Source organism: Flammeovirga sp. OC4, from assembly GCF_000812565.1.
Classification (GTDB): Bacteria; Bacteroidota; Bacteroidia; order Cytophagales; family Flammeovirgaceae; genus Flammeovirga.
Genome location: NZ_JTAM01000004.1, coordinates 13,722 through 37,941 on the forward strand (window position 1 = coordinate 13,722; position 24,220 = coordinate 37,941).

21 protein-coding genes and 1 tRNA gene are annotated in these 24,220 nt (G+C 36.2%); 17 read left to right on the forward strand and 5 right to left on the reverse strand.

Annotated features, from left to right (window positions below):
* Positions 1 to 116: 116 nt before the first annotated feature.
* Complete coding sequence (locus PL77_RS04325; protein WP_044202164.1) at positions 117 to 725, reverse strand: hypothetical protein; 609 nt, start codon at positions 723 to 725, stop codon at positions 117 to 119.
* Between the two features lie 216 nt (positions 726 to 941).
* Between PL77_RS04325 and PL77_RS04330 the strand changes: the two genes are divergently transcribed.
* The 7 genes from PL77_RS04330 to rplL all read left to right on the forward strand — a co-directional run bounded on the left by PL77_RS04330 (position 942) and on the right by rplL (position 4,155).
* Positions 942 to 1,014: transfer RNA gene (locus PL77_RS04330), tRNA-Trp, on the forward strand.
* A 113-nt stretch (positions 1,015 to 1,127) separates the two neighbouring features.
* Positions 1,128 to 1,319 (forward strand): preprotein translocase subunit SecE, encoded by a 192-nt coding sequence (gene secE, locus PL77_RS04335; RefSeq protein ID WP_044202165.1) that lies wholly within the window; start codon positions 1,128 to 1,130, stop codon positions 1,317 to 1,319.
* A gap of 60 nt (positions 1,320 to 1,379) precedes the next feature.
* A complete protein-coding gene (gene nusG, locus PL77_RS04340; RefSeq protein ID WP_044202166.1) occupies positions 1,380 to 1,952 on the forward strand; it encodes a transcription termination/antitermination protein NusG in 573 nt (190 codons plus the stop codon).
* 1 nt (position 1,953) lies between these two features.
* On the forward strand, positions 1,954 to 2,397 hold the full coding sequence (rplK, locus tag PL77_RS04345) for a 50S ribosomal protein L11 (RefSeq protein WP_044202167.1): 444 nt from the start codon (positions 1,954 to 1,956) through the stop codon (positions 2,395 to 2,397).
* 27 nt (positions 2,398 to 2,424) lie between these two features.
* The gene (rplA, locus tag PL77_RS04350; protein WP_044202168.1) at positions 2,425 to 3,117 is read left to right on the forward strand and encodes a 50S ribosomal protein L1; all 693 of its coding nucleotides are present in this window, start codon (positions 2,425 to 2,427) and stop codon (positions 3,115 to 3,117) included.
* Positions 3,118 to 3,119: 2 nt separating this feature from the next.
* The gene (rplJ, locus tag PL77_RS04355; protein ID WP_044202169.1) at positions 3,120 to 3,665 is read left to right on the forward strand and encodes a 50S ribosomal protein L10; all 546 of its coding nucleotides are present in this window, start codon (positions 3,120 to 3,122) and stop codon (positions 3,663 to 3,665) included.
* 112 nt (positions 3,666 to 3,777) lie between these two features.
* Positions 3,778 to 4,155: a 50S ribosomal protein L7/L12 gene (gene rplL / locus PL77_RS04360; RefSeq protein WP_044202170.1), complete on the forward strand. Its 378-nt coding sequence runs from the start codon at positions 3,778 to 3,780 to the stop codon at positions 4,153 to 4,155.
* 70 nt (positions 4,156 to 4,225) lie between these two features.
* On the opposite strand, the gene PL77_RS30210 is transcribed toward rplL, so the two are convergent.
* The 3 genes from PL77_RS30210 to PL77_RS04375 all read right to left on the reverse strand — a co-directional run bounded on the left by PL77_RS30210 (position 4,226) and on the right by PL77_RS04375 (position 9,611).
* Positions 4,226 to 5,383, reverse strand: a complete 1,158-nt coding sequence (locus PL77_RS30210) for a hypothetical protein (RefSeq protein ID WP_052444161.1) — start codon at positions 5,381 to 5,383, stop codon at positions 4,226 to 4,228.
* Positions 5,384 to 5,545: 162 nt separating this feature from the next.
* Positions 5,546 to 6,619: a DUF1573 domain-containing protein gene (locus PL77_RS04370; RefSeq protein WP_044202171.1), complete on the reverse strand. Its 1,074-nt coding sequence runs from the start codon at positions 6,617 to 6,619 to the stop codon at positions 5,546 to 5,548.
* Positions 6,620 to 7,172: 553 nt separating this feature from the next.
* Positions 7,173 to 9,611, reverse strand: a complete 2,439-nt coding sequence (locus tag PL77_RS04375; RefSeq protein ID WP_044202172.1) for a TIM-barrel domain-containing protein — start codon at positions 9,609 to 9,611, stop codon at positions 7,173 to 7,175.
* A gap of 115 nt (positions 9,612 to 9,726) precedes the next feature.
* Between PL77_RS04375 and PL77_RS04380 the strand changes: the two genes are divergently transcribed.
* From PL77_RS04380 to PL77_RS04425, 10 genes are all read left to right on the forward strand, one after another.
* Positions 9,727 to 10,662, forward strand: a complete 936-nt coding sequence (locus PL77_RS04380) for an NAD(P)-dependent oxidoreductase (protein ID WP_044202173.1) — start codon at positions 9,727 to 9,729, stop codon at positions 10,660 to 10,662.
* 291 nt (positions 10,663 to 10,953) lie between these two features.
* Entirely contained in the window at positions 10,954 to 11,748 is a 795-nt protein-coding gene (locus PL77_RS04385; RefSeq protein WP_044202174.1) for an RNA ligase family protein, read from the forward strand.
* Positions 11,732 to 12,880: an AAA family ATPase gene (locus PL77_RS04390; protein ID WP_253273961.1), complete on the forward strand. Its 1,149-nt coding sequence runs from the start codon at positions 11,732 to 11,734 to the stop codon at positions 12,878 to 12,880. The genes PL77_RS04385 and PL77_RS04390 overlap by 17 nt, the downstream gene beginning before the upstream one ends.
* Positions 12,881 to 12,884: 4 nt before the next feature.
* On the forward strand, positions 12,885 to 13,682 hold the full coding sequence (locus tag PL77_RS04395) for a bifunctional 2-polyprenyl-6-hydroxyphenol methylase/3-demethylubiquinol 3-O-methyltransferase UbiG (protein WP_044202176.1): 798 nt from the start codon (positions 12,885 to 12,887) through the stop codon (positions 13,680 to 13,682).
* A 123-nt stretch (positions 13,683 to 13,805) separates the two neighbouring features.
* Positions 13,806 to 14,894, forward strand: coding sequence for a hypothetical protein (locus PL77_RS04400; RefSeq protein ID WP_044202177.1), 1,089 nt, complete (start codon positions 13,806 to 13,808; stop codon positions 14,892 to 14,894).
* A 160-nt stretch (positions 14,895 to 15,054) separates the two neighbouring features.
* Positions 15,055 to 15,903, forward strand: coding sequence for an outer membrane beta-barrel protein (locus PL77_RS04405; RefSeq protein ID WP_044202179.1), 849 nt, complete (start codon positions 15,055 to 15,057; stop codon positions 15,901 to 15,903).
* A 109-nt stretch (positions 15,904 to 16,012) separates the two neighbouring features.
* On the forward strand, positions 16,013 to 16,402 hold the full coding sequence (locus PL77_RS04410) for a hypothetical protein (protein WP_156152236.1): 390 nt from the start codon (positions 16,013 to 16,015) through the stop codon (positions 16,400 to 16,402).
* Between the two features lie 199 nt (positions 16,403 to 16,601).
* Positions 16,602 to 17,876 carry a TolC family protein gene (locus PL77_RS04415; RefSeq protein WP_044202182.1) on the forward strand — a complete coding sequence of 425 codons (1,275 nt, stop codon included), beginning with the start codon at positions 16,602 to 16,604 and terminating at the stop codon, positions 17,874 to 17,876.
* 18 nt (positions 17,877 to 17,894) lie between these two features.
* A complete protein-coding gene (locus PL77_RS04420; protein ID WP_044202183.1) occupies positions 17,895 to 19,019 on the forward strand; it encodes an efflux RND transporter periplasmic adaptor subunit in 1,125 nt (374 codons plus the stop codon).
* Between the two features lie 32 nt (positions 19,020 to 19,051).
* Complete coding sequence (locus PL77_RS04425) at positions 19,052 to 22,144, forward strand: efflux RND transporter permease subunit (protein ID WP_044202186.1); 3,093 nt, start codon at positions 19,052 to 19,054, stop codon at positions 22,142 to 22,144.
* 150 nt (positions 22,145 to 22,294) lie between these two features.
* Here PL77_RS04425 and PL77_RS30215 read toward each other — a convergent pair whose 3' ends face one another.
* Positions 22,295 to 24,139, reverse strand: a complete 1,845-nt coding sequence (locus PL77_RS30215) for a PAS domain-containing sensor histidine kinase (RefSeq protein ID WP_052444162.1) — start codon at positions 24,137 to 24,139, stop codon at positions 22,295 to 22,297.
* Positions 24,140 to 24,220: the final 81 nt, after the last annotated feature.

Sequence of the window (24,220 nt, forward strand, 5' to 3'; positions counted from 1 at the left end):
GTTTGTCCCGATTGCGATGCAAAAGTAGAGGAAGTTTTTTTATCTGCAAAATAAAAAATGAACTTTTTCGGTAAACAATTGTAAACTATTTGACAGACAATATTTTAAAAGTTGAATTATTTTAAAATAAAATTTCGAACAAAGGTTCTATCCTTCAATTTTGCTCTGATGACATAATTTCCTTTTTCGAAAGTATCCAGGATATATTGCGTTTTTAACTCTCCATTTTTTAATTCAATGCTCGAATTATAGACATCTTCTGTATCATCTTCATTCTTAATTGATATTTCGACCAGCTTATCTTGAGCAAAAAAACCATCGATTTGTAAAGTATCACTTTCAACTTTCACATTGAAGTAAGGTCTTTTATAATCTGTACTATGATATATTTTGAGAATTGGTCCCTCTGATCTATTAAAAATCTCTCCATAGATTGCCTTTCCATCCAAAGCAAATTGAAAATGATAGGTACCCTTCGGTAAATTACTTAATGCATAATTACGTCTTAGTTCACCCTTCTCTCTGAACACTTCCCAAAACACGGTCTTTTTCGTAATCTTTTCAGACATCTGAAAAAAGGAGTCTTCACCAGAAGTAGCATGTGCTTTTATTGCAAGTATTCCATCTATCAATTTCAGCTGATCCGACAAACTACTAATATCTTGAGCTAATAGAAGAGGTGGTGAGAAAAAAAATACGATTAGATAGAAAAAAAATTTGATCATATCACTTTAATTAAAAACGGGGTAAAATGAGGTCTGATTAGCCAATTTTGCCTCAGTTTGTGGGGTGCAATATACAGAATAAGTCCTAAGTAGCTGTATATTAATATGAATTAAGAAAAAATTTCACTCACAAGTTTGTTATTTCTGTTCAGATATCTACCTTTGCATCTCGGAAATTCAAGGTACTTCTATAAAGTACTGAAAATTAACGAATAAACGGGTGTAGCTCAGCTGGTAGAGTTACGGTCTCCAAAACCGCAGGTCGTGGGTTCGAATCCTACCACCCGTGCAAATTCAAAAAGAACTGTTATATTTAGCCGTTCAACTGATTTTAAACATTTACATAAGCAAAAGTTGTTATAAACAAGGCAACTTTTTTTATGGATAAAATTCGAAAGAATTATGAATAAATTAATGCAATTTTTTAAAGAGTCATACACTGAGATGACAGACAACGTAACTTGGTTGTCATTCAAAGAAGCTCAAGATAGCTCTGTATTAGTTTTAGTGGCATCATTGGTGTTCGCTTTAGTAATCGGAGGTGTTGATTTCGGATTCAACGAATTATTAACACTATTCTATAACGCATTTTAATTAAGGCGTTGAAATTGTATTTTTTAGTTAAGAAACCTCAACAGATAAAACTAATTAGCGATGGGTGAGCTTAAATGGTATGTAGTTAGAGCTGTAAGTGGCCAAGAGAAGAAAGTAAAAGATTATCTATTAAAAGAATTAGAGAATCAAAATCTTCAGAACTTTATCACGGAAGTATTAGTACCAACTGAAAAAGTTTATCAGGCAAGAAAGCAGAGAGACGGTAAGGTTAAGAAAATTGCTGTCGAGAAAAACTTATTACCGGGGTATGTTATCGTACAAGCTGATTTATCCAATGGTGAGGTTCAACACACGATTAATAGCGTTCCGGGTGTTATAGGTTTTCTGAATGCGGATTCAAAAGATCCGTCAGTGCTTCCAAAACCTATGAGAGAATCTGAAATCAATCAGATCCTTGGCAAAGTCGATGAGTCTGACGAAGGCGAAGTTAAACATGATACGTCTTACTCTGTCGGCGAAACAGTACGCGTTATGGATGGTCCATTCTCTGGATTCTCCGGAAGCGTAGAGGAAGTCTTCGAAGAGAAGAAAAAACTCAATGTCATGGTGAAGATTTTTGGCAGAAATGCACCAGTGGAACTCGATTATAAACAAGTAGAAAAAGAAGAATAACATGGCAAAAGAAATCGAAGGTTTCCTGAAGCTTCAAATTAAAGGTGGAGCAGCCAATCCGTCGCCGCCAGTAGGTCCTGCGTTAGGTTCGAAGGGTTTGAACATTATGGATTTCTGTAAACAGTTCAACGCTCGTACTCAAGACAAAGGAGGGCAATTATTGCCTGTATTAATTACAATTTTCAAAGACAAGTCTTTTGATTTCGTAATTAAAACTCCTCCAGCGGCTAATTTGATCATGGATGCGGCAAAAATTAAAAAAGGTTCATCAGAGCCTAACCGTAAGAAAGTAGCGTCAGTTACTTGGGATCAATTAAGAACGATTGCAGAGACAAAATTACCAGACTTAAACTGTTCTACAGTTGAATCAGGTATGAAAATGGTTGCGGGTACAGCTCGTAGCATGGGTGTAACAGTAGAGGGAACAGCTCCTTGGGAAGCTTAATTTCTACAAGTAAAATAGTTTTTAATCATGGCAGTATCAAAGAAAATGAAAGAGGCTCTATCAAAATACGATAGAACTCAAGAATACACGCTGGAGAAAGCTACTGAGCTTGTGAAAGAAATCTCTTTCGAGAAGTTCGACGCTTCTGTAGACTTAGACGTGCGTTTAGGTGTTGACCCACGTAAAGCGGATCAAATGGTTCGTGGTGTGGTAAGCCTTCCTCACGGTGTAGGTAAAGAAGTAAGAGTTCTTGCTCTAGTTACTCCAGACAAAGAAGAAGAAGCAAAAGCAGCAGGTGCTGACTACGCAGGTTTAGACGAATTCATCAAGAAAATCGAAGGTGGATGGACTGATATCGACGTAATCATCACTATGCCAACTGTAATGGCTAAAGTAGGTCGTTTAGGTAGAGTTTTAGGTCCTCGTGGTCTAATGCCAAACCCTAAAGCGGGTACTGTAACATTAGAAGTAGGTAAAGCTGTAAAAGAAGTTAAGGCTGGTAAAATTGACTTTAAAGTTGACAAAGCTGGTATCATTCATACTTCAGTTGGTAAAGCATCATTTACTGCTGAGCAATTGAAAGAGAATGCTGCTGAGTTAATCGCAACTTTATCAAAGTTAAAGCCTTCTTCAGCAAAAGGTACATATTTTAAGAGCGTAACGATCTCTACAACTATGGGCCCTGGTGTCAAAGTTGAAAAGGGATCAATCGATAGCTAATTATGACAAAAGATCAAAAGGTACAACTCGTTGAGGAGTTAAGCCAAAAATTGGCAGCTTGTGATTACTTCTACATCGTAAACAGTGCTACTATGACTGTTGATGAAGTAAACAAGTTCCGTAAGGCTTGCTTTGCATCGGGTATCGAATATCAAGTAGTCAAGAACACGCTAATTGCGAAAGCTCTTGACAAATTAGAATCAGATACAGACTACGCTGAGCTTAAAGATAATGCTCTTAAGGGTATGTCAGGTATCATGTTCTCTCCAGAATCAGGTGCAGCTCCTGCGAAAGTTCTTAAGGACTATCAAAAGGATATGCCAAAAGATCGTAAAATCCCAGCATTGAAGGCAGCTTCAATCGACGGTGGTTTATACGTTGGTGAGCAACACTTAGAAGCTTTAACAGCTGTAAAATCGAAAGCAGAACTTATTGGAGATATCGTAGGATTACTTCAATCACCTGCTAAGAATGTTGTTAGTGCTTTACAATCTTCAGGTCAGACATTATCTGGTCTATTGAAGACATTAGAGGAGAAAGGAGAGTAATATACTCCTTCCTAACAAAACCTCTTGTAATGACAGCGTAAATACTACGCCCGATTGCAAAAACATATTATTATAATTTGATTTAAAAAACACGTTTTAATTTTATACAAAAATGGCAGATTTGAAAAAATTCGCAGAAGAGTTAGTTAACTTAACAGTTAAAGATGTACAAGAGCTTGCTGAGATCTTGAAAGAAGAGCATGGTATCGAGCCAGCTGCTGCTGCTGCTCCAGTAATGGTTGCAGGTGGTGCTGAAGGTGGTGCTGCTGCTGAAGAGAAAACTGAATTCGACGTGATCTTGAAATCAGCTGGTGCTGCTAAATTGAAAGTAGTTAAGGCTCTTAAGTCTGCTGCTGGTTTAGGTCTTAAAGAAGCTAAAGAATTAGCTGATTCAGCTCCTGCAGCTGTAAAAGAAGGTATCTCTAAAGAAGAAGCTGAAGCATTGAAAGAAGCTTTAACTGCTGAGGGTGCTGAAATCGAATTAAAATAATTTTAGTTTATAACTAAAGTTATCGATTATAGATAAGAAGAGTGAATCTTTCGGGATTCACTCTTTTTTTTTATTTCAATATTTTAAAGGAATACTTTTCTTTTCCATAAGAGATCAAAAGTATATTTATTCCTTTGGAGAAAAAATGATTTGGAATTAGATCTTTCGTCTCTTCTGTACAATCTATAACCTTTCCATCTGAATGCACTACAATGATTCGTTTACTATTGAACTTCTCATTCCTATACAAAACCTGAACACTCTCTCCTGAGCTTATTGAATTTGTACTAATCAAAACTTCAGGTAATGAAGATTGATACTGGGCTTCAAGAACTAATGTCTCAAAAACTTCCCTTGCCCCATCAAAATCTATTTGATGAAGTTGATAATAATTTCGTCCAGATTGATTTAGATTAGTATCTATCCATTGATACTGATGAGTGAAATAACTATTGCCCTGCCCTTCTACTTTTGCAATCAACTCCCATTTGACAAGATCTTTGGATCGGTAGATTTCAAATAATTTATTATTCTGTTCTGAAGCGGTACTCCACTTTATAACTGCATTTCCATGACTGTATGATACATTAAAAGCAGTAAGTGTTACAGGTAAATCTTCGTTGCAAAATGTTCCTGACTTGGTAGAACAGCTACCTTTTATACTGATGTAGGGAGTGTTGTATACATAAGGGGAATTATGTTGATCATCAAAATATCCTTCAACAGAAAATGAGGTAGCATTTCCTCCTATTTCAAATTGTCCGCTACCAATATCTGTTCTCAAAAAATTACCATTGATCATCAGATTACCTCCATCTTTCACAAATAAATTCCCGTTATCCAACTGAAAATCTCCTTCTATTTCCAAGTCCCCAAACACTTTCATTTCCACGTTGTTTTTATCCATAATTATACTTCCTAACACATACACGGCTCCTTGAGTACTGACTTGAAGAAAGCCGTCATCTTCAAAAGTGAAATATATATTCAGGTTATCACTCTTTAGATTATAATTCAGATTTAATTTGGCATTGGAAGAGAGGATGATTTCATCATTATTGGTTGGGGCACCACTACCCCCAGCTATTCGAACCCAGTTGTTTATATTTTGCCACTCTTCAAGCGTATTAATCGTGATTTCTCCGTTAGGTTTGTATTGTTCCGCCAATAGAGTATTTGAGAGTATTACCAAAAAGAATACATTTAGAATAGTAGTTATTTTCATCATTTAGATAGTTTACCTTTCATTCATTTCAAGTTCCTAAAGTTGAAAAAAACGAAGGTTAAAAGCGTTCCATTTGATAAAATTCCACTAGTACCAAAAAAAATGGCACTAAAAAAAGCAACACTTCATAGCGTTGCTTTCAATAAGTATCAGTTCTTTACCTTATTATTTAATCACATTGGCCTTTACCGTAATGATTGTAACAGGGTCAATAGGATCATTGGTAAAAAGGGTAAATGACCTTGTTTCTTTACCAGTACGAGGCGTTTCTAAATATCTTATATTAATATTGACTGTTTCGAAGGTTTGTACTTCTTCAGACTCTATACTTAATAATTCTAGACCGTGATTGGTTTCTACTTTTAATATTTTCAAGGGTACTTCTCCCGTGTTCATTACCGATAAAGTGACAATCTTCTTTCCGTCATTTTTCACATTACCTAGATTCATATAGGTACTTGACAATCCCATTTTAGGTTTTGGTCCATCACCTTCTGATTCTGGAAAATAAATTGAAGCAGAAACAATGCATTCGGATGATACAATTTCTTTTTTCTGATTGACCAAATCAAGTGAAAATGTATCTTGTGCGTAACCGTATTCCTCTCTCTCTTCAGGTTTAATAAATAGTGTAAATGAACCTTCAGATTGTGGTTCTATTTCAAACTCACTACTATCAATCAATACACCTAAATATGAAGGAGTAACCGGAGGCTTTTCAAAACGCAAAGTATCATCTGTCTCATTATAAAAGTATACTTTTTTAGACGCTAGACCTTGGGCAGTCAGTAAACCAAAACTCACTTTTTTATGAGGCCACTTAATGCCTGAGTCTCCATAAGGGTAGAGTTTCTCTTTAGAAAGTGAGGACGGGCGAATAAACCCTGCCAACTTTATAGTATACTCTTGGTTACTACCATTGAGTTTGACCGTAAATGATTTATTAAATGGACCGGGCTTGTACGGTACAAACTGTACTTCTAAAGTATTTTTTTGTCCTTTTTGTAATTCTTCGGTGGGATAAGAAGCCAACAGACATGAACAATCTGCTATTACTGTATCGATGCTTACAGCACTCGATAAGACTTTAAATGGAAAAGAATAGGAAACGGTGTCAGGATAATTGGGTAGTTTCCCCAAGAATACACTGTCTTTTTCAAACTCAAGGCTCTTTTGAGCTATTAATTCAGTAGAAAAAAGGATTACCAGCCCTATAAAAAACGAAAGCTTCTTAATCATGAGATAGGGTTATTTCATAAAAATTAGAAGCTCAAATATAATTGATAAATGGAAATTAGAAGATGAAAAAGGAAAGTTTCTACCCCAATATTTGAAAATTTATATAGCCAATAAAAAACCATACCGTCAACGACCATATTGACACTAAATAATAACTTTCTTTGGTGATTCTATAGCGTAAGAGAAATAATGTAGGCAACATTAAAATAATACCGCCAGACAACTCCAATGCATGTAACACCACGCTTGGTACTCTTGGTATAATTAATTTATAATCTAAAAAGACAATCACTAAACTGACTAAATTGATAAATAATAAATATGTTATGAAAATCCCCATCACTTCTATTTAACTTTAAAGAGCTACAAAACACATCAATGCATTTTTTGTCCTAGTACTTACGCTCTTGTAACTTGTTTAATTCCTTATTTGATTAAACTGTTTTTTAAATAGAAATGATGAGGATAAATGGTTTTGTTAGGTTAAAAAAACGAAAATAACTATACCTATCTTTAGTTTAAAAGTATTGATAAACAAACAATTAACAACCTATTACTTTTTCTTTGGATCCATGATATAGACCGTCTTTTCTTCTCCATTCCACTCTAGTGAAACATATAAGATATTGTTTTTCTTATCGTACCCCATGTCACATTTATCAGAAGGCTTGTTTTTCTTTCCTATTCCAACACCACTTGGAATTCCTGACATATTGTGTATTTCGAGTGTTATTTTTCTCATAGAAGGTGCTCCTTTGTAATCTCCTGTTTGAGATAAGGTTACTTCCATTCCTTTTTTCGAAAGTTTTGTTGTTACAGAAAGTAACTGGTATTGTTGATTATCAATAGAAGATCTTGACTTTCCGTCATCAGCAAACATTACTCGTTTATGCTCTTTCACTTCTGCATCTTTCCATATTTGGAATGTCAATTCCTCAGAAGTGTATTCATTGGTAGATTGAAGGTTTTTCGTTGCCAATGGAATAATACTTCCACCTTTGACAAAAACAGGAAGGCCTTTTAATGGAGCATCCACTGTTACCCAATTTCCTCCTTCATACTTTTCGTTGGTCCATAAGTGATACCAATTATGTCCTTTTGGTAAATAAAGTTTTCTTTCTCGACCGCCTTTTTCCGTAATAGGTGCGACCAAATAGGCGTCCCCCCACATATAAGTATCTGACAAGTTTTGTAAAGATGCATTGTTGGATTCTTCTACAAACAATGGTCTTAACAGTGGCATACCTGTCGTAGAGTTTTCAAAGGCTAAAGTATAATTGTAAGGCAACATTTTGTATCTGTATTCAATGTAACTTTTTACAATATCAAAAGTTTCTCCCGTGTAATGAATCACTTCTGATGGAATCATTTCTTGAGCATGTGGTCGGTATACAGGTTGGAACACACCGTACTGCAACCATCTCACATAAAGCTCTGTTACTTCCTCCTTTGTTCTTCCCCAATTCACAAAACCTCCTAAATCAGAGTGCATATACGGAATACCGCTCATCCCCATTGTCATGGCAATTTGTGACTGAGGTACAAGTCCTCCAAATGAACGACTCACATCACCTGACCAAGGCACTAAACCGTATCGTTGTGATCCTACGTATCCTGATCGCATCAATACGAAAGGTCTTACTTCTGGAAAATCCTTTCGGTAACCATCATGAATAATTTTTGCCCATTGATGTCCATAAACGTTGTGTACTTCATCTGCTGAACCATTGACATGCTGTAATTCTGATGGATGAACCTCAGGCTCTCCCAAGTCTCCCCACCATCCACTAACACCTTGTTCTATTAATCCTTTGTAGATATTCCAGAACCAATCTTGGGCTTCAGGTTTAAAAACATCTACCAAACCTGTTTCCCCAAAGAAAAATTCATAAACATAAGGTTTTCCAAATTGGTCCGTACCTAATACCTCTTTTTCTACAGCCTCTTCCCATTTAGAAGAAGAAGTGACAATAAAAGGCTCTGTGATTAGGATTGTATTGACATTCTCCTCTTTCAGCTTTTGCATCATTTGCTCTGGCTGAGGGAAAGCTTCTCTGTACCAATCAAGGTTACCCATTGTTCCTTTAATTTCTTTTCCGAACCAATATAAATCTAGGATAATGGCATCCAGAGGCACTTCCTTCTCTCTGAATTCTGCTACAGTCGTTTCAACTTCTTCTTGTGAATGGTATCCAAAACGAGAAGCAAAATTGCCAAACATCCAAAGTGGAGGTAAGGGCTGTTTACCTGTTAAATTGGTAAACTCATTCATAAGGTCTTTAAAGTCATTTCCTGCTACTACAACATAGCTTGATCGTCCACCGATGGTCTCAAAAGAAAGTTCATCCTTCTTTGTTTTTCCAACATCAATAAAACCAATAGGGGCATTGTCATAAAGAAGAGCATAGTTTTTTGATGAAATCATCAATGGCATTCCATAATTCATTTGAGGAGCGAACTCTTCATTGCCATAGGCCGCTTTATTGTAAAGTGGCAATCGGTGGCCTCTTCTATCCAAAGGTAAAGCTCTCTCTCCTGCTCCATATAATGCTTCTCCCTCTTGTATTTTGAATTTGAAACCTTTTAAAGTATCTGCATCAAAATAACCTCTGCTTTCTTCTAATAGTTTTTCTCCATTGTGATAATAGCTGATTTGAAGTGGCTTCTTATTCACTTTCACCGTCATTCCTCCTTCTACAGAAAAAGACACAAACGCACCTTCATCTTTAGCTTTTACCATTAGTTTATTGGGGGCCATAATTACCGCCTCTGATAATGGTAATGTTTCAACCCCTTTGGGGTAAAACTGTGTCTCTACTATTTGCTTATCAAAAGGCCTGACAATGATCTGCCCATCATTAGTATTGATTTCTAAATTTTGTCCGTCGATTTGATGCGAAATATAGTTTCTTTGTCCAAAAACGGTGATTGACCACAAGGACAAAATGAAAACTAAGGTGATTTGATTGATGATTTTTAATGGGCTTTTCATTATTGCTCCTAAATTTGATAGTGTGAAAATAGATAATTACAAAAGTAAAAGGAGATATTTACATAATAATAGGGATTATCATATTCTAACATAATATACGTTTAATAAATGTCTTATGACAAAAGTTTTAATCATAGATAAACTCCACGAATCAATTTTTTCAATCTTTGATTCCGCTAATATTGAATATACTTACACTCCTGACATTACACCCGCAGAAGTGCCTGATAAAATTAAAGATTATAATGGTCTTGTGCTTAGAAGTAAAATGAAAGTTGGATTGGATCTTTTAGATTTAGCTCCCAAACTTCGTTTTATTGCCCGTGCAGGAGCTGGCGTGGATGAAATCGATGAAGAGTATTTAAAAAGACGTCAAATCACTTTACTTAATGCCCCTGAAGGAAACATGGACGCTGTAGGTGAACATACTACTGCCATGTTGCTTTGTTTGATGAATTACCTTCATGTTGGTAACAATGAAGTTCGTCAGAAATTGTGGCAAAGAGAAGAAAACCGCGGTCACGAGTTATCCACAAGAACAGTGGGTATTATTGGCTACGGTCACATGGGACAAGCTTTTGCGAAACGTTTGATTGGTTTTGGTTGTAAAGTATTGGCTTATGATAATGGAAAAGAGAACTATGGTGATGAATACGCTCAGGAAGCTACTTTGGAGCAAATCCAAAATGAGGCCGATGTACTGAGTTTTCACATTCCATTGAATAAAGAAAATAAGCACTTGGTCTCTCAAGATTATTTAGGTGGATTCAAAAAGCCCATTTATCTAATCAACCTTGCAAGAGGTGAAGTGATTCCGTTCTCAACGATTGAATGGGGATTGGATAATGGTAAAATCCTTGCCGCTGGTTTAGATGTTTTAGAAAATGAAAAATTGAATACATTGACGCCTGAACAGGACCGTATTTTCAAGAAATTAAGCCAAGACAGCAGAGTACTTTTCACCCCTCACGTAGGCGGATGGTCTTTTGAATCGTATGAAAAGATCAGTACTGTATTAGGACGAAAAATTGTGAATTTATTGAATAAGTAAATTCAACAACGGCAGTTCAACCACAATCCCTTCATCATTAAGTCATTAAATGGTGAAGGGATTTTTGTATTTCTCATTTTTTTAGTAAGATTGTATTCCATAATCGAAATATATTCACCTTAAAACATATCTCACGATAAGAGCCATGTAGTTGTTTTCTCGATACCTTCCGTCAATTTTAGCTTTCTTCCTCAGAAGAAGGGCTTTTTGCTATGCAATAAAATTGACTCACAAAATCAGAGAAAACCTTGTTTGCCAAAACAAGAAATACAATTACTACAGATTAAAATCATGGCTTTTTCTAAAAAGTATAATAGGAGTCTGCATGCTCATAGTAGCAAGGGCACGACCTCCGACGATCGCTTTATGCCGAAAGGTTATGTACAAGCGTTTGCTTCATTACGTCAACTTGTACTGACCGAAAAACTAGATGGGCAAAATAACTGTCTCAGTGAATTAGGCGTATTTGCACGTTCGCATGCCGCTCCTTCTCAATTGCCTTGGGATAAACCATTAATCGAAAGATGGCAACTGATCAAAAATCAGCTCAAAGGTTTAGAAGTCTTTGGGGAAAATATGTACGGCGTTCATTCCATAGGCTATAAAAAACTGTCTTCTTTCTTTTATGTATTTGGTATAAGAGAAAAGGACCAATGGCTTTCATGGGAAGAAGTGAAATTCTATGCGGAAGTATTAGACTTTCCTACAGTTCCTGAGATTGAAATCAACAAACCTTTATCTGCTTTTACGTCAACTTATAAAAATGAGGAGGAGGCACTACAAGCATGGATCACTGATCAATTGGGTTGTTCATGGGAAGACTATGTGGATACCGCAGGACAATTGGGCGGTTATGACGTTCACTCACTTCAACCTTGTTGTGAAGGTTTTGTCATTAGAAATGCAGATTCCTTCCCTGCTAATTCTGGTTTAGTAGATGTTGCCAATAATGAATTCAGCGACCTCTTCAAGTTGGTTCGAGAAAATCATGTTAAAACGGATCAGCATTGGGTGAAAAACTGGCAACCGGCAACACTTCAAGATTATCAAACTTATCAATGGCATGCATATGAATACTATAAATAAAGAGTGGACAATTCCGGCTGTTCAGATTAAAACGCCAATGGATTGGGAAAGTGTAGAAAGAGAATTTGAATGGCTTTCAGAATTAAAAAATACTCCACAAGATTCGATTTGGCATCAAGAAGGCGATGTATTGACACACACCAAAATGGTGGTGGAAGCACTTTTAAAAATGGATGACTTTAAGGTTTTAGATCATAATGCTCAATACATTCTTTTTCTATCTGCTCTCTTTCATGATATTGAAAAAAGGTCGACAACGACTACTGAAATCATAGACGGGCAAGAAAGAATTATTTCACCTAATCACGCTAAAAAAGGAGCTCAAACTGTAAGATCTCTCCTATTCGAACAGTACAATACACCTTTTGAGATCAGAGAACACATTTCAAACCTTGTACGACTGCATGGTTTACCACTTTGGGCAATTGATAGAGAAGACCCGACAAAAGAAGTGATCAAGTCGAGTTTGATGACCAATAACAAATGGTTGAGTATGCTGGCAAGGTCGGACGTTTTGGGTAGAATTTGTGAAGACAAAGAGGAGATCCTTTACAAGATTTCGCTTTTTGAGGAATTGTGTAAAGAGCAACACTGCTGGGATGAGCCTTATGCTTTTGCTTCAAATTATGGAAGGTTCCTTTATCTCAATAAACCGGAGATTGCTCCTTTCTATCATCCTTTTGAAGATCTAAAGTTTGAAGTGATTCTCCTTGCGGGATTACCTGGAGTGGGAAAAGATACTTTTATCCAACATCACTTTGAAGATTATCTTATGGTTTCTTTGGATAACATTCGCAGAGAACATCAATTTGACCCTACGAATACCAAACACAATGGCAAAGTCATTCAATTAGCCAAAGAAGAAGTCAAAGTCTTGTTAAGGAAAAAGGAATCTTTTGTCTTCAACGCTACCAACCTTACTTCTGATTTAAGACAGAAATGGATCAGTCTGTTTCTTGATTATAAAGCAAAAGTGAGAATCATTTACCTTGAAAAACCACTGAAAGAAATTCTTCAGCAGAATAATCAGAGAAAATGGGTAGTACCTGAAAAAGCGATTTTAAAGCTCAGTAAAAAAATAGATATACCTCAGTATCATGAGGCACACGAAATAGATTACATAACACAATAAACAAATGGAATTTAAAAAAGAATTTGAAGCCAATAAGAAACAATGGAATGCCCGAGTGGAAGGGCATGTGGCTTCTAAAATGTACGATGTAGAAGGTTTCATGAAGGGTGAAACTTCTTTAAAAAAAGTGGAACTTGCCGGTATTGGTGATGTAACAGGAAAACGTATTCTTCATCTGCAATGTCACTTTGGGTTAGATACTTTGTCATTAGCTCGATTGGGAGCTGAGACAGTGGGGCTGGATATTTCTAATACTGCTATTGATAAGGCCAATGAGATTAGAGATGAATTGGGTCTGAATGCCTCTTTTGTCTGTTCTAACCTCTATGATATCAGAGATCATCTTTCTACAGAAGAAAAGTTTGATATGGTATTTGTCTCTTACGGTGCCGTATGCTGGTTGCCTGATTTAAAAGAATGGGGCAATATCATTGACGATTACCTTGTAGAAGGCGGTGAGTTTTATATGGTGGAAATGCACCCTTACATCTATACTCTAAACTGGGATACCTTCAAACCTGAATACAATTACTTCAACAAAGAAGTGTATCAGGAAATGGTAGAAACAAGTTATGATGGTGAAACTCCTCTTAACCTGCCGGAATATTTCTGGATTCATTCCTTACAGGAAATGATGGCTCCTTTCCTTTCTAAAGGCTATCAATTGAAGACCTTCCAAGAGCATAATTATCAAACGTATGACTGTTTTGATGATATGGTTGAAAAAGAAGAAGGAGAATATACTTTCAGAAAGCTTGAAGTGGATATTCCTTATATGATTGAATTAAAGTTCAAAAAATAAGAAGTAATAGATGAGTCGAGAAGTAGTAATTTGTCATTTACTAAGAATAAATTAAACTTTATTTACATAATTAACGTTAGATAATGGAAACGCACTTCCACGTTCAGCATTTAAACTTAAAAAATGACAAAACTTGCTACTTCTCCTACTTCCAACACTTCATCTATTAAATGGAATGAAGTCATTAGTCTCACTGCTCTAAACGTCGCAATTCTTATCAGCTGGATTGCTTATCAAGAATACCAACCGCATCTCCTTCATAAATTTGGCTTGGAACACTTAAGTGGCGTTTTGGTTTATGCCAAAGCCATTATTGTTGTCGTTATACCTATTGTAGCAGGGTTTATTGCAGATAAATTAATTGCTAAAAAAAATAATCACTTTTTTGTATACATGATCGGTGTGAGTGCCACATCCATGATTTTTATGATCGTGGCCACTATTATTGGCTTGGGCCCTGAATCATCATTTGCTTTATTCCTTCCTGTAATGATTATTTTGTGGTTGATCACAATGAATATTTTTATCAGCCCAGCAGCCTCTTACATTGAGATGTTTGCCCCTATCAATAAGTTGCCTCTTGTAATGGGTGTGATTGTTTTAGTGATGAATATAGTCAACAGTTTAGAACCTATTGTTGTGGCTTTAATTAACTTCTTTGGTGATACACTTACCTTTGTTGTTGGAGCGGTTTTGATTTCCTCTACTGGTTTTATTTTCAAAAAGGTAATGACTAAAGAAGTTTTGACTAAAGAAGAAAATCATCATCTATCCACCACAAACAACTATACTATTATTATTGTTTCTGCTCTTTTATTAGGACTTTGCAAAGCATTTCTTTCTGAATTTATTCCACAAACAGATACTTTATCAAAGATTTCAGGCAGCAACTTCGCCTTTTTAATGCTTTCCGTTTCTGCACTAATGGCTTTTATATTTTGCTTTGTAATAAACATTAACCAATACAAAACATTTATCCTTTTGAGTGCATTTTTCTTGACTATAGGTGCTATTTCTTTATTATTCTTTAATGAATATTCGGCCCTACTTATTTTCGGAAGTGTGGTTATCTCATTTGGATACAGTATACTACAAGTTCTAGGCTTACCACTTACTATTATGTATTCTCAAAAAAGGCATCTTACATTTAATGTAGGATTGTTCATTGGTGTAAGTGAAATTGGAGATGGCCTATTTGAAATTTTACTCTAAAAAGTTCAAATATCTTCTAGACTCTAATTGGAGAAGTGTTGAATTATAAAAAAGATGAGATACTTTCACGTCCTATTTATATCCTTTATCTTTAAGTATCAGTCAATTCAGAATTTATTCATAAATATAATTTCATGTCAACTCATCTTCATTCGAAATAATGAAAAAAACACTTCTACTTTTCTTTTTTTCATTAATTACAAGCTTTAGTTTCTCACAAGATCTTATTGTTACAATAGGTCATGATTCTATTGAATGTAAAATTGATGAAATATATAACAATCACATTTATTTTAACATCAATTCGAAAGGGCAAATAAAGTCTAGTTTGCTACCGCTAAATAGAATTGAATATTATGAATATGGTTTTTATAATCCAAGAGATGCAAGTTCATATCATCCCACTCCCAAAAAATTATCAAAACTTCGCTTTAGTTTGAATGGTGGAATTTCCTACAGAAGTATTCCAGTCGATAATAGATTACCTAGTCAAATTGTAAATCACATAAAGGCTCTAAGGTTAGGTTTTACATTGGGTGGTAGTGCCACCTACTTTTTTAATGATTATGTCGGTGTAAGCGTAAAATATATGTTTAATCGTTCTGAAAATGAAGAAACCTTTCCCTTTGATATTACTTTAAAAGAGACTATCACGATGAATTTTGTTGGTCCGGGTATCCTTGTGAGGTTAAAAAGTAAGTCTCAGAAAGGTGCACTGGTGTTAGGAGGAAGGTTTGGTTATTTAGACTATAAAAATAATTCAAGTCTAACTGGATATTACCCTATCAAAATTACAGGAGATACTTATGGTATCAACTTCTCAGTAGGATATGATTTTAATGTCTCGTCTGTTGCCTGTTTGAATCTACAGTTTGATATTATCCTTGGAAGTCTAACAGAATTTCAGGTTGAAGAAAATGGTACGGTGAATACAGTACGACTTCCGAGTGGATCAGAGGAGGGTTTGAACCGAATTGATTTGACTTTGGCATTGGTCATTAACCCTTAATACAAATAGACATTGTTATTTTTATAACAGCTGTTAATAAAGATCGATAACTCTTAAATTCTTCCGTATTGTTGTAAATAAGTACCATTATTGTATGGTTCTAAAAATAATGAGAAGATATTTTTCACATAGCGGCATCATCAAAAGCTTAGTGCTGTTAATGGCATTTCACTTATTTAACGTAAGTGTAAATGTGAATGACAGACTATTGCCTAAACATATGTCCAATGAGATTGAAAGTATCTTTGAGTTGGTATCCATGCATCTATTTGGTGAAGATGCTGCATTACCTGATAACCCTAATGGAGAAGATGAAGGGCAGGTGATTGTAGGTCAAATCAATATTACTTGGTTCCTCAGTAACCCAAGCATCATAACCCCAGCGTCCCAAGTTGATATTGATGAATTGCCAACTGACGAGAAACTCCCAATCGCTCGTCCATTATTTTATACTTCTCCTTCCTACCCTACAGATACTCCCCCGCCGAAAATGGCATAGTATTATTTTACCGTAATGGCTTTTAAGTAGCTTATAATCAATTTATAGCTTCTTTCTTAACACGCCTCTATTTACGGTTTTTTATGTCTTTTCAGAAGACATTCCCTATTCAATATTTTATGTTTATCAACTTGCTACAGATATGTTCTGTTGGTAAGTCATGATACCTTATTCATTATTATTATTTAGGTATAATACTATGTACAAGTATTTTATTGGTTTAATGTTATGCATTTTAAGCCTTACTGCCTCTGCACAAAAAGCGGAAGAAGAAGCCTTAAAAATGCAGTTAACAATACCACAAGCGGAGGAAATCTTCCTTCAAAATAACTTAACTCTAATCGCTGAAAAGCAAAATATAGAAATATCAAAAGCAGAAGTCATTCAAGCAAAAGCGTGGCCTAATCCTGAGGTTGGAATAGAGATCGCTATGTATGACAATGAGGATAATATCTGGTTCAGAACAGATAGAGAAGCTCAAAGGGTTTTCGAAATCTCGCAGATGATCGAAACTGCGGGTAAAAGAAAAAAGAGAACCAATGTAGCCAAGATTGAGGCTGAAATCTCAGAGTATGAATTTTACAATACATTGAGAGAACTTCGTACGGAACTTCGTTCAGAGTTAGTTGAGTTACATTATGCACAAGAGAAAGCGAGTAGCTATTTAGTGGCCATTGAGCCCGTTGAAAAGTTAGTCGCTGTTTATAAAGAACAATCACAAAAGGGAAATGTATCTAAATCAGAAGTGGTGCGTTTGAAAGCACTTCTGTTGGATGCCAGAAAAGGTTGGCTAGACTTGGTTCAAGAAGCCGCTGATATTGAAGCGAACATTAAAATGCTCTTAAACGTGCAGGCTAATGTTAGTTTAACTATCACGATTCCTGAATTCAAGCCAAGTGAATCTTTACCCGATCCGACGCTTTGGGCAACACTAGCACAAGATCATAGGTTCGATTTCAAAATCGAAAATATTCGTATGAAACAATCTGCGGAGAGTCTTGCGCTAGCCAAAGCTGAGGCGGTACCGGATCTACATTTAGGAACAATGTATGACCGTAGAGGTGCTCACCAAGCAGATTATTGGGCTATCCAAATTGCCTTTGATTTACCAGTTTGGGATAGAAATAAAGGGGGAATTCAAGCCGCTAAAATTCAGCAAGAACAACAACAAGTTCGCTTAAATGAAGCAGAGAAAAACCTTCAGATTGACATCTACACTGCCGCTCAAAAGTTGAATCAAGTAAGATCACTTTATGAGCAGTTAGACCCTGAATTGTCTGCGGAAATGGAAGAAGTAATGGGTGCTGTAACCAAAAGTTACCAACACAAACAGTTAAGCCTTTTGGAGTTCATTGACTTCTTTGAAAGCTACCGCGACAACCTTGGACAATGGTACGACACTGAAATGTCGCTATTCCAAGCACAAGAAAATGTCAACTACACGGTTGGCAAAGACATCTATCCTATTCAATAATTCTTAATTCGAAATCACATGAAATCTTTATATAAATTAGTTGCAGGTCTAGTATTCGCTGGAACAATCAGTCTTTCTTTTCATTCATGCTCTACATCAACAGCTAAAACTGAAAACAAAAAAGAAACTACTACTGAGCTAAGCTCAAGTATGAAAAAAATTGTAGCTACTGAAGCAGTTACATCTTCTACACTTTCCAATAAAATCCGATTAACAGGTACTGTTGAGGCATTACCAAACAAACAAATCCGTATTCCTGCTATCGTTTCTGGTAGAGTAACCAATGTGATGGTGGCGATCGGTGATGAAGTCAAAAAAGGACAAGTCTTGGCAAAAATTTACTCTGCAGATATGGCGGAAGTAAAGCAAGAATGGATTGAAGCAAAAGCGAATGTTGACCGTGAAGAAAAAGAGTTTGAAGTAGCGAACTCTTTATTTGATGCTGGTTTAAGCTCTGCTTTGGAATTACAACAAGCGAAAAGTGAGTTGGAAGCGGCAAAAGCTCAATTAGATAAAGTAAATCAAACATTGAAATTGATGGGTGAGTCAAGCAATGCAACTCACATTGTAAGAGCTCCAATGAGCGGTACAATCATCGAAAAGAACATTAATGCCAATATGTTATTGCGTGATGATTTTGAAGAGTCAATGTTCACAATTGTCAATTTGAGTGATGTTTGGGTGAAAATCAATGTATTCGAATCGGACTTAAGCAAAGTACAGTTAGGTGCTAAAGTGGAAGCAAAAGCAATGGCGTATCCTAATGAAACTTTCACTGGTAAGATCGAAAAAATGAGTAAAATGATTGACCCTGAAACGAAAGTTTTGAGTGCTAGAGTGGCAATGCGTAATGAAAACAAAAAGCTACTTCCAAACATGGCAATGAACGTAGTAGTTTATCAAGACTTCGATGAGGAAGTATTGGAAGTGCCAGACAACGCTATCGTATTCCACAACAACAAAGATTATGTTGTAAAGAAAGTGGGGCAAGAATTTAAAGTAGTTCCTGTTCAAGTAAAAGGGAACAATGACAATAAAGTTTTCATTTCGGGGGATTTAAAAAGTAATGATCGTGTTGTATCAGAAAAGGCTCTATTGTTATTCAATGAGCTAGTAGAACAACAAAAAATCGCAAAAAACTAATAAAATCCACCTGCTAAAAATTTGTAGAAGAAATGAAAAACTTTGTTCAAAATATCATTAGCTTCTCTCTGAGAAACCGATTCTTTGTGTTCTTTATGACACTAATCCTGATCGTTTCCGGAGTGATTAGCTATCAAAATACGCCTATCGAGGCATTTCCTGACGTTACCAACCCTAGAGTAAGAATTATCTCACAATGGCCTGGTAAGAGTGCAGAAGAATTGGAGAAATTTGTGACCCTGCCGATTGAGGTAGAGGTGAATTCAACACCAGGTAAAACAGAAGTCCGTTCAATTTCGCTGTTCGGTTTGTCCGTAGTCACTATCGCTTTTGGTGATGATGTGGATGAATTCAGAGCCCGTCAATTGGTGGCGAACAGAATCATGAACGTGGATCTTCCTGATGGTGTTGATTCTGAAATGGAACCTTCTTCTGGCCCTACCGGTGAGATTTTTAGATATACATTAAAATCAGATCATCAATCCGTAAGAGAGTTAAAAACACTTCAAGACTGGACGATTGAAAGACAACTGAGAGCCGTACCTGGTATTGCTGATGTAGTCAGTTTTGGAGGTGAAGTAAAAATCTTTGAAGTAAGTGCTGACCCGCATTTGATGTCACAATATGATATTACTGCATTGGAGCTTTATGAGGCTTTAGAAAGAAGTAATGTCAATGTGGGTGGTGATGTGATTGAGAAAAGAAATCAAGCTTATGTTGTAAGAGGTATTGGACTTCTGAACAACAAAGAGGAGATCGAAAACGTGATCATTGAGCGCAACGGTAATACAACTGTTTTGGTCAAAAATGTAGCGAAAGTACAAGAAACTTTTGCTCCTAAATTGGGTATTGTTGGTTTGAATGATGACCCTGATTTGGTACAAGGTATTGTGGTGATGCGTCGTGGTGAAAACCCAAGTGAAGTAATCGAAAGACTTCAAGTAAAAATTGAAGACTTAAACGAGAGAGTACTTCCTGAAGGTACACAAATCGAACCTTTTTATGATAGAGCCGAGCTGATCGATTACACTACTGACACGGTAATGAAGAACTTAGCAGAAGGTATTTTCTTCGTAGTCATTTTTGTATTACTCTTTATGGCAGATTGGAGAACGACCTTTATTGTCTCCATTATTATCCCGCTTTCACTCCTGTTTGCATTAGTCTGTATGAGGATGAAAGGCATGTCTGCCAACCTACTTTCACTAGGAGCAATTGACTTTGGTATTATCATCGATGGTGCCGTCGTAATGGTGGAAGGACTCTTTGTAGTGCTTGATAAACGAGCAAGAGAGCTTGGTATGGAGAAATTCAACAAGCTATCTAAATTAGGTTTGATCAAGTCTGCAGGTTCTAAATTGGGAGCCAACTTATTCTCCTCTCAGTTAATCACAATCCTTGCCTTAGTGCCAATTTTCGCATTCCAGAAAGTGGAAGGGAAAATGTTCTCTCCATTAGCTTATACTTTTGGATTTGCATTACTAGGCGCCTTGATTATGTCACTTACATTGGTACCTGTTTTGGTAAGTGTTCTTTTAAAGAAAAATGTAAGAGAGAAAGAGAATTTCTTTACTCGTTTCATGCAGAAAATGTTCTACGGTGCATTCTCTTGGGCATACAAACGTAAAAGATTAACAGTACTATTATCAGGTGCTGTATTATCAGTTGGTTTATTCTTTGGATCAAGATTGGGTACTGAATTCTTACCTCAACTAAATGAAGGAGCGATTTATATCAGGGCCTTTATGCCAATCAGTTCCAGCTTGAGTGAGTCGTATGATATGACACAAAAGCTCAGAAAGACAATTCGTGAAACCCCTGAAGTTCGAGGAGTATTGTCACAAACGGGTAGACCGAATGATGGAACGGATCCAACGGGATTCTTTAATATAGAATTCCACGTAGACCTTTATCCTCAAGATGAATGGGAACGAGGACTATCCAAACAGGAAATCATTTCAGAACTCGAAGATAAATTAAACGATTACCAAGGTGTTTCTTTCAACTTCTCACAGCCTATCATGGATAATGTGGAAGAAGCCGTAACCGGTGTGAAAGGTGCTTTAGCCTTGAAAATCTATGGCAATGATTTATTCCAATTGGAAGATCTAGCCAATGAGGCTAAAAACATCATGGAAGGCGTAGACGGTATCACCGACCTTAACGTCATCAAATTAATCGGTCAACCTGAATTACGTATCGACCTGAATCAGGAGAAAATGGCCCTTTATGGTGTGGCTACTGCTGATGCTCAATCCGTAATCGAAATGGCAATTGGTGGTAAAGCTGCCACTCAATTGTATGAAGACGAAAGACGATTTGATATCCGTGTCCGTTACCAAGAAGAACATAGACAAGATGCTGATATGATTGGTCACATCAAAGTGCCGACATTAGACGGAGGAATGGTTCAATTGGGTGAGATCGCTGATATTACGACTAAAACAGGCCCTGCCTTTGTCTACAGAAGTGGTGGTGAAAGATTTGTTGCCATTACTTTCTCCGTAAGAGGAAGAGACTTGGGTAGTGCAGTAGCTGAAGCACAAGAAAAAGTGGAAGGCACACTAAACATCAGCAAAGGAATGCACTTCTCTTGGGATGGTGAGTTTGAAAATATGGAACGTGCTCAAAACCGTCTGATGCAAGTGGTTCCAGTCGTGATGGTCATGATCTTCTTGGTATTATTGACCACCTTCAATAATGTGAAAGACGCAAGTATCGTGATGATGAACGTACCATTTGCCTTGATTGGTGGTATTCTTGGTTTGACGTTCTTCACCATGAACTTCGGTATCTCTGCCGGTGTAGGATTTATCGCCTTGTTTGGTATTTGTGTACAGAACGGTGTACTACTCGTCTCCAAGTTCAAGAGTAATCTACAAGAAGGAATGGGATTGGATGATGCTGTTCACAATGGGGTAAAATCAAGAATTCGTCCGGTATTGATGACGGCAGTAACTGACTTTGTAGGTTTATTACCGGCTTCAATGTCAACAGGAATTGGATCGGAATCTCAGAAGCCTTTAGCGGTCGTGATTGTTTGGGGTATTCTTACTGCGACAGTCTTAACGTTGATCGTATTCCCGGTATTCTTTAGTATTTTCTATAGTCGTAAAAAGGCTTAGTGCTTAAACATAAAAAAATTAATTCTAGAGGTACGTTCAGTAGCTTGTCGTACCCTAGTATTAATTTATTCATTTTATAAATTTAATTATGATGGTGTAGCCTTTAAACACTTTAAAGCTATTACTTAAGCTACAGACTTCTCCTTTGAGTTAGTTTGTAGCTTTTTCTCTTATTTCTTTAGGAAAAATACTCCACAAGTTCGGAATAGTGATTTTGAATTTTGTTCCTTCATTAAGAATGGATTCTACTGCAATTTCACCTCCCAAACGTTTGACAGCCTCTTTTACAATATACAATCCCAAACCAGAACCATTATTCACATCCGTAGCTCTGTAGAACATATCAAATATCTTGGTGATATGATCATTTTTAATTCCAATACCATTGTCTTCAATCACCAAAATCAAATCATTGGGTGTTACATTAACCTCCACCTTTATTTCAGGATTGGGCACCAATGTTGTAAATTTATAGGCATTAGAAATTAAATTATTAAGAATAACAGCTAATCTAGATTCATCACAATAGAGGTGGTTTTCCACATTAATTTCTTTCGTGATTTTCACCAATTTATAATTACTGATAAACTTATATTGCTCTAAAGTCACCTCAATCAAATCCTGAATATCCACCCTAGTAGGCTTCAATTCCATTCTATTGTTTCTAGAGTAATTCAAAATATCACGAATAAAATCATCCAGCTTCATTAAAGACCTTTGCTGTAGTTTCAAGTATTCGTATACTTCCTCCAAAGAGGCTTCCATACTCAATTCAATTAAGCCTAACGCAGAGGTAATTGGAGCTCTTAAATCATGAGATACTCTGTAAACGAAGTTATCTAATTCTTTATTGGCCTTACTTAACTCCTCATTTCTATTCATCAAGGTTTCTTCATATTCTTTACGATGAGTGATATCTTTGATAATCCCCAAATAACCAATTGGATCTCCATAAACATCTTCTAAGACACTTGTTCTTATTTCAATCCAAATAAATTCACCGTCCCTTCTTTCAATTTGAAGTTCAATATTGTTCTCATCTTTCAAGAAATCACTAATATCAACATCCAATGACTTACTTTGATCAACCCTTTTTAGAATAATATCTAAGGACCTCCCAATTAAATAATTTTTTGGATATCCTGTCAATGAAATAACAGCATCGTTGATATACGATATTTTACCATTGAGGTCTATTACTAAAATACTGTCTTGAACAGCCTTTAAAATTGTGGATTGAAAGAATAACTTTTCGTGATTTTCATGCTGGCTAGTAATGTCTTTTGCTACAGCATAAACCACTCGTCTATCTTCATCTAAAGTGGCATCCCACTCCAAGTATTTATAATCACCCCATTTCGTTCTATATCTATTGATAAACGACCTAACCACTTTTCCATCACAAACATCTTGAAATACTTTTATTGTTTCATTAATATCATCGGGGTGAACCCAATTTGAAAAGTTGTAGGCTTTCAATTCTTCAATAGAATACCCCAGTGTTCTTTCCCATGATTGATTCATAAATAAATAATCACCGGAATCTGAATCAGTAATACAGCAAAGGTTATAAGAATCCGTAAAAAAAGGTTTGAAAGATAAGTTGAATGAATTATTGACAGGAACCTCGATTTTTGTGCTACTCTTCTGCTGTAGAATATCTAATAAGCTTTCGCCTATAATAACTACTTGCTCCATTGCAAAGTAATCGTATTCTATGTCCTTGTGCAATACGAAAGATAACACACCCAATACTTTTTGGTGAGAAGATTTGATAGGCAAACAAACGACCTCATAGGCATCAATTTGTTCGATTACAACCTCTTTCCCCTCTACTACATTTGTAATAGTTTGTTCCAAAGAAGGTAATTTCACTTTTTTTCCCTGGTCGTATCTCGAAACACAATGATATACATCTCCATAAGTCCCCACTTTGCAAATCACACAATAAATAGGCTCTAGGTATTCTTGTGCAAAATACAAGAGTGACTCCATACAATCTTTAATGTTGCTGTCGGATAATGAGCGTTGTATACGTATTAGGTTATGATAAAATTGATCCTTTTTTGTCATTGG

Bases quoted from the DNA above. Each gene is read 5' to 3' on its own strand.
- PL77_RS04325 (WP_044202164.1), bottom strand. From the start codon at position 725: ATGATCAAATTTTTTTTCTATCTAATCGTATTTTTTTTCTCACCACCT.
- secE (WP_044202165.1), top strand. From the start codon at position 1,128: ATGAATAAATTAATGCAATTTTTTAAAGAGTCATACACTGAGATGACA.
- nusG (WP_044202166.1), top strand. From the start codon at position 1,380: ATGGGTGAGCTTAAATGGTATGTAGTTAGAGCTGTAAGTGGCCAAGAG.
- rplK (WP_044202167.1), top strand. From the start codon at position 1,954: ATGGCAAAAGAAATCGAAGGTTTCCTGAAGCTTCAAATTAAAGGTGGA.
- rplA (WP_044202168.1), top strand. From the start codon at position 2,425: ATGGCAGTATCAAAGAAAATGAAAGAGGCTCTATCAAAATACGATAGA.
- rplJ (WP_044202169.1), top strand. From the start codon at position 3,120: ATGACAAAAGATCAAAAGGTACAACTCGTTGAGGAGTTAAGCCAAAAA.
- rplL (WP_044202170.1), top strand. From the start codon at position 3,778: ATGGCAGATTTGAAAAAATTCGCAGAAGAGTTAGTTAACTTAACAGTT.
- PL77_RS30210 (WP_052444161.1), bottom strand. From the start codon at position 5,383: ATGATGAAAATAACTACTATTCTAAATGTATTCTTTTTGGTAATACTC.
- PL77_RS04370 (WP_044202171.1), bottom strand. From the start codon at position 6,619: ATGATTAAGAAGCTTTCGTTTTTTATAGGGCTGGTAATCCTTTTTTCT.
- PL77_RS04375 (WP_044202172.1), bottom strand. From the start codon at position 9,611: ATGAAAAGCCCATTAAAAATCATCAATCAAATCACCTTAGTTTTCATT.
- PL77_RS04380 (WP_044202173.1), top strand. From the start codon at position 9,727: ATGACAAAAGTTTTAATCATAGATAAACTCCACGAATCAATTTTTTCA.
- PL77_RS04385 (WP_044202174.1), top strand. From the start codon at position 10,954: ATGGCTTTTTCTAAAAAGTATAATAGGAGTCTGCATGCTCATAGTAGC.
- PL77_RS04390 (WP_253273961.1), top strand. From the start codon at position 11,732: ATGAATACTATAAATAAAGAGTGGACAATTCCGGCTGTTCAGATTAAA.
- PL77_RS04395 (WP_044202176.1), top strand. From the start codon at position 12,885: ATGGAATTTAAAAAAGAATTTGAAGCCAATAAGAAACAATGGAATGCC.
- PL77_RS04400 (WP_044202177.1), top strand. From the start codon at position 13,806: ATGACAAAACTTGCTACTTCTCCTACTTCCAACACTTCATCTATTAAA.
- PL77_RS04405 (WP_044202179.1), top strand. From the start codon at position 15,055: ATGAAAAAAACACTTCTACTTTTCTTTTTTTCATTAATTACAAGCTTT.
- PL77_RS04410 (WP_156152236.1), top strand. From the start codon at position 16,013: ATGAGAAGATATTTTTCACATAGCGGCATCATCAAAAGCTTAGTGCTG.
- PL77_RS04415 (WP_044202182.1), top strand. From the start codon at position 16,602: ATGTACAAGTATTTTATTGGTTTAATGTTATGCATTTTAAGCCTTACT.
- PL77_RS04420 (WP_044202183.1), top strand. From the start codon at position 17,895: ATGAAATCTTTATATAAATTAGTTGCAGGTCTAGTATTCGCTGGAACA.
- PL77_RS04425 (WP_044202186.1), top strand. From the start codon at position 19,052: ATGAAAAACTTTGTTCAAAATATCATTAGCTTCTCTCTGAGAAACCGA.
- PL77_RS30215 (WP_052444162.1), bottom strand. From the start codon at position 24,139: ATGGAGTCACTCTTGTATTTTGCACAAGAATACCTAGAGCCTATTTAT.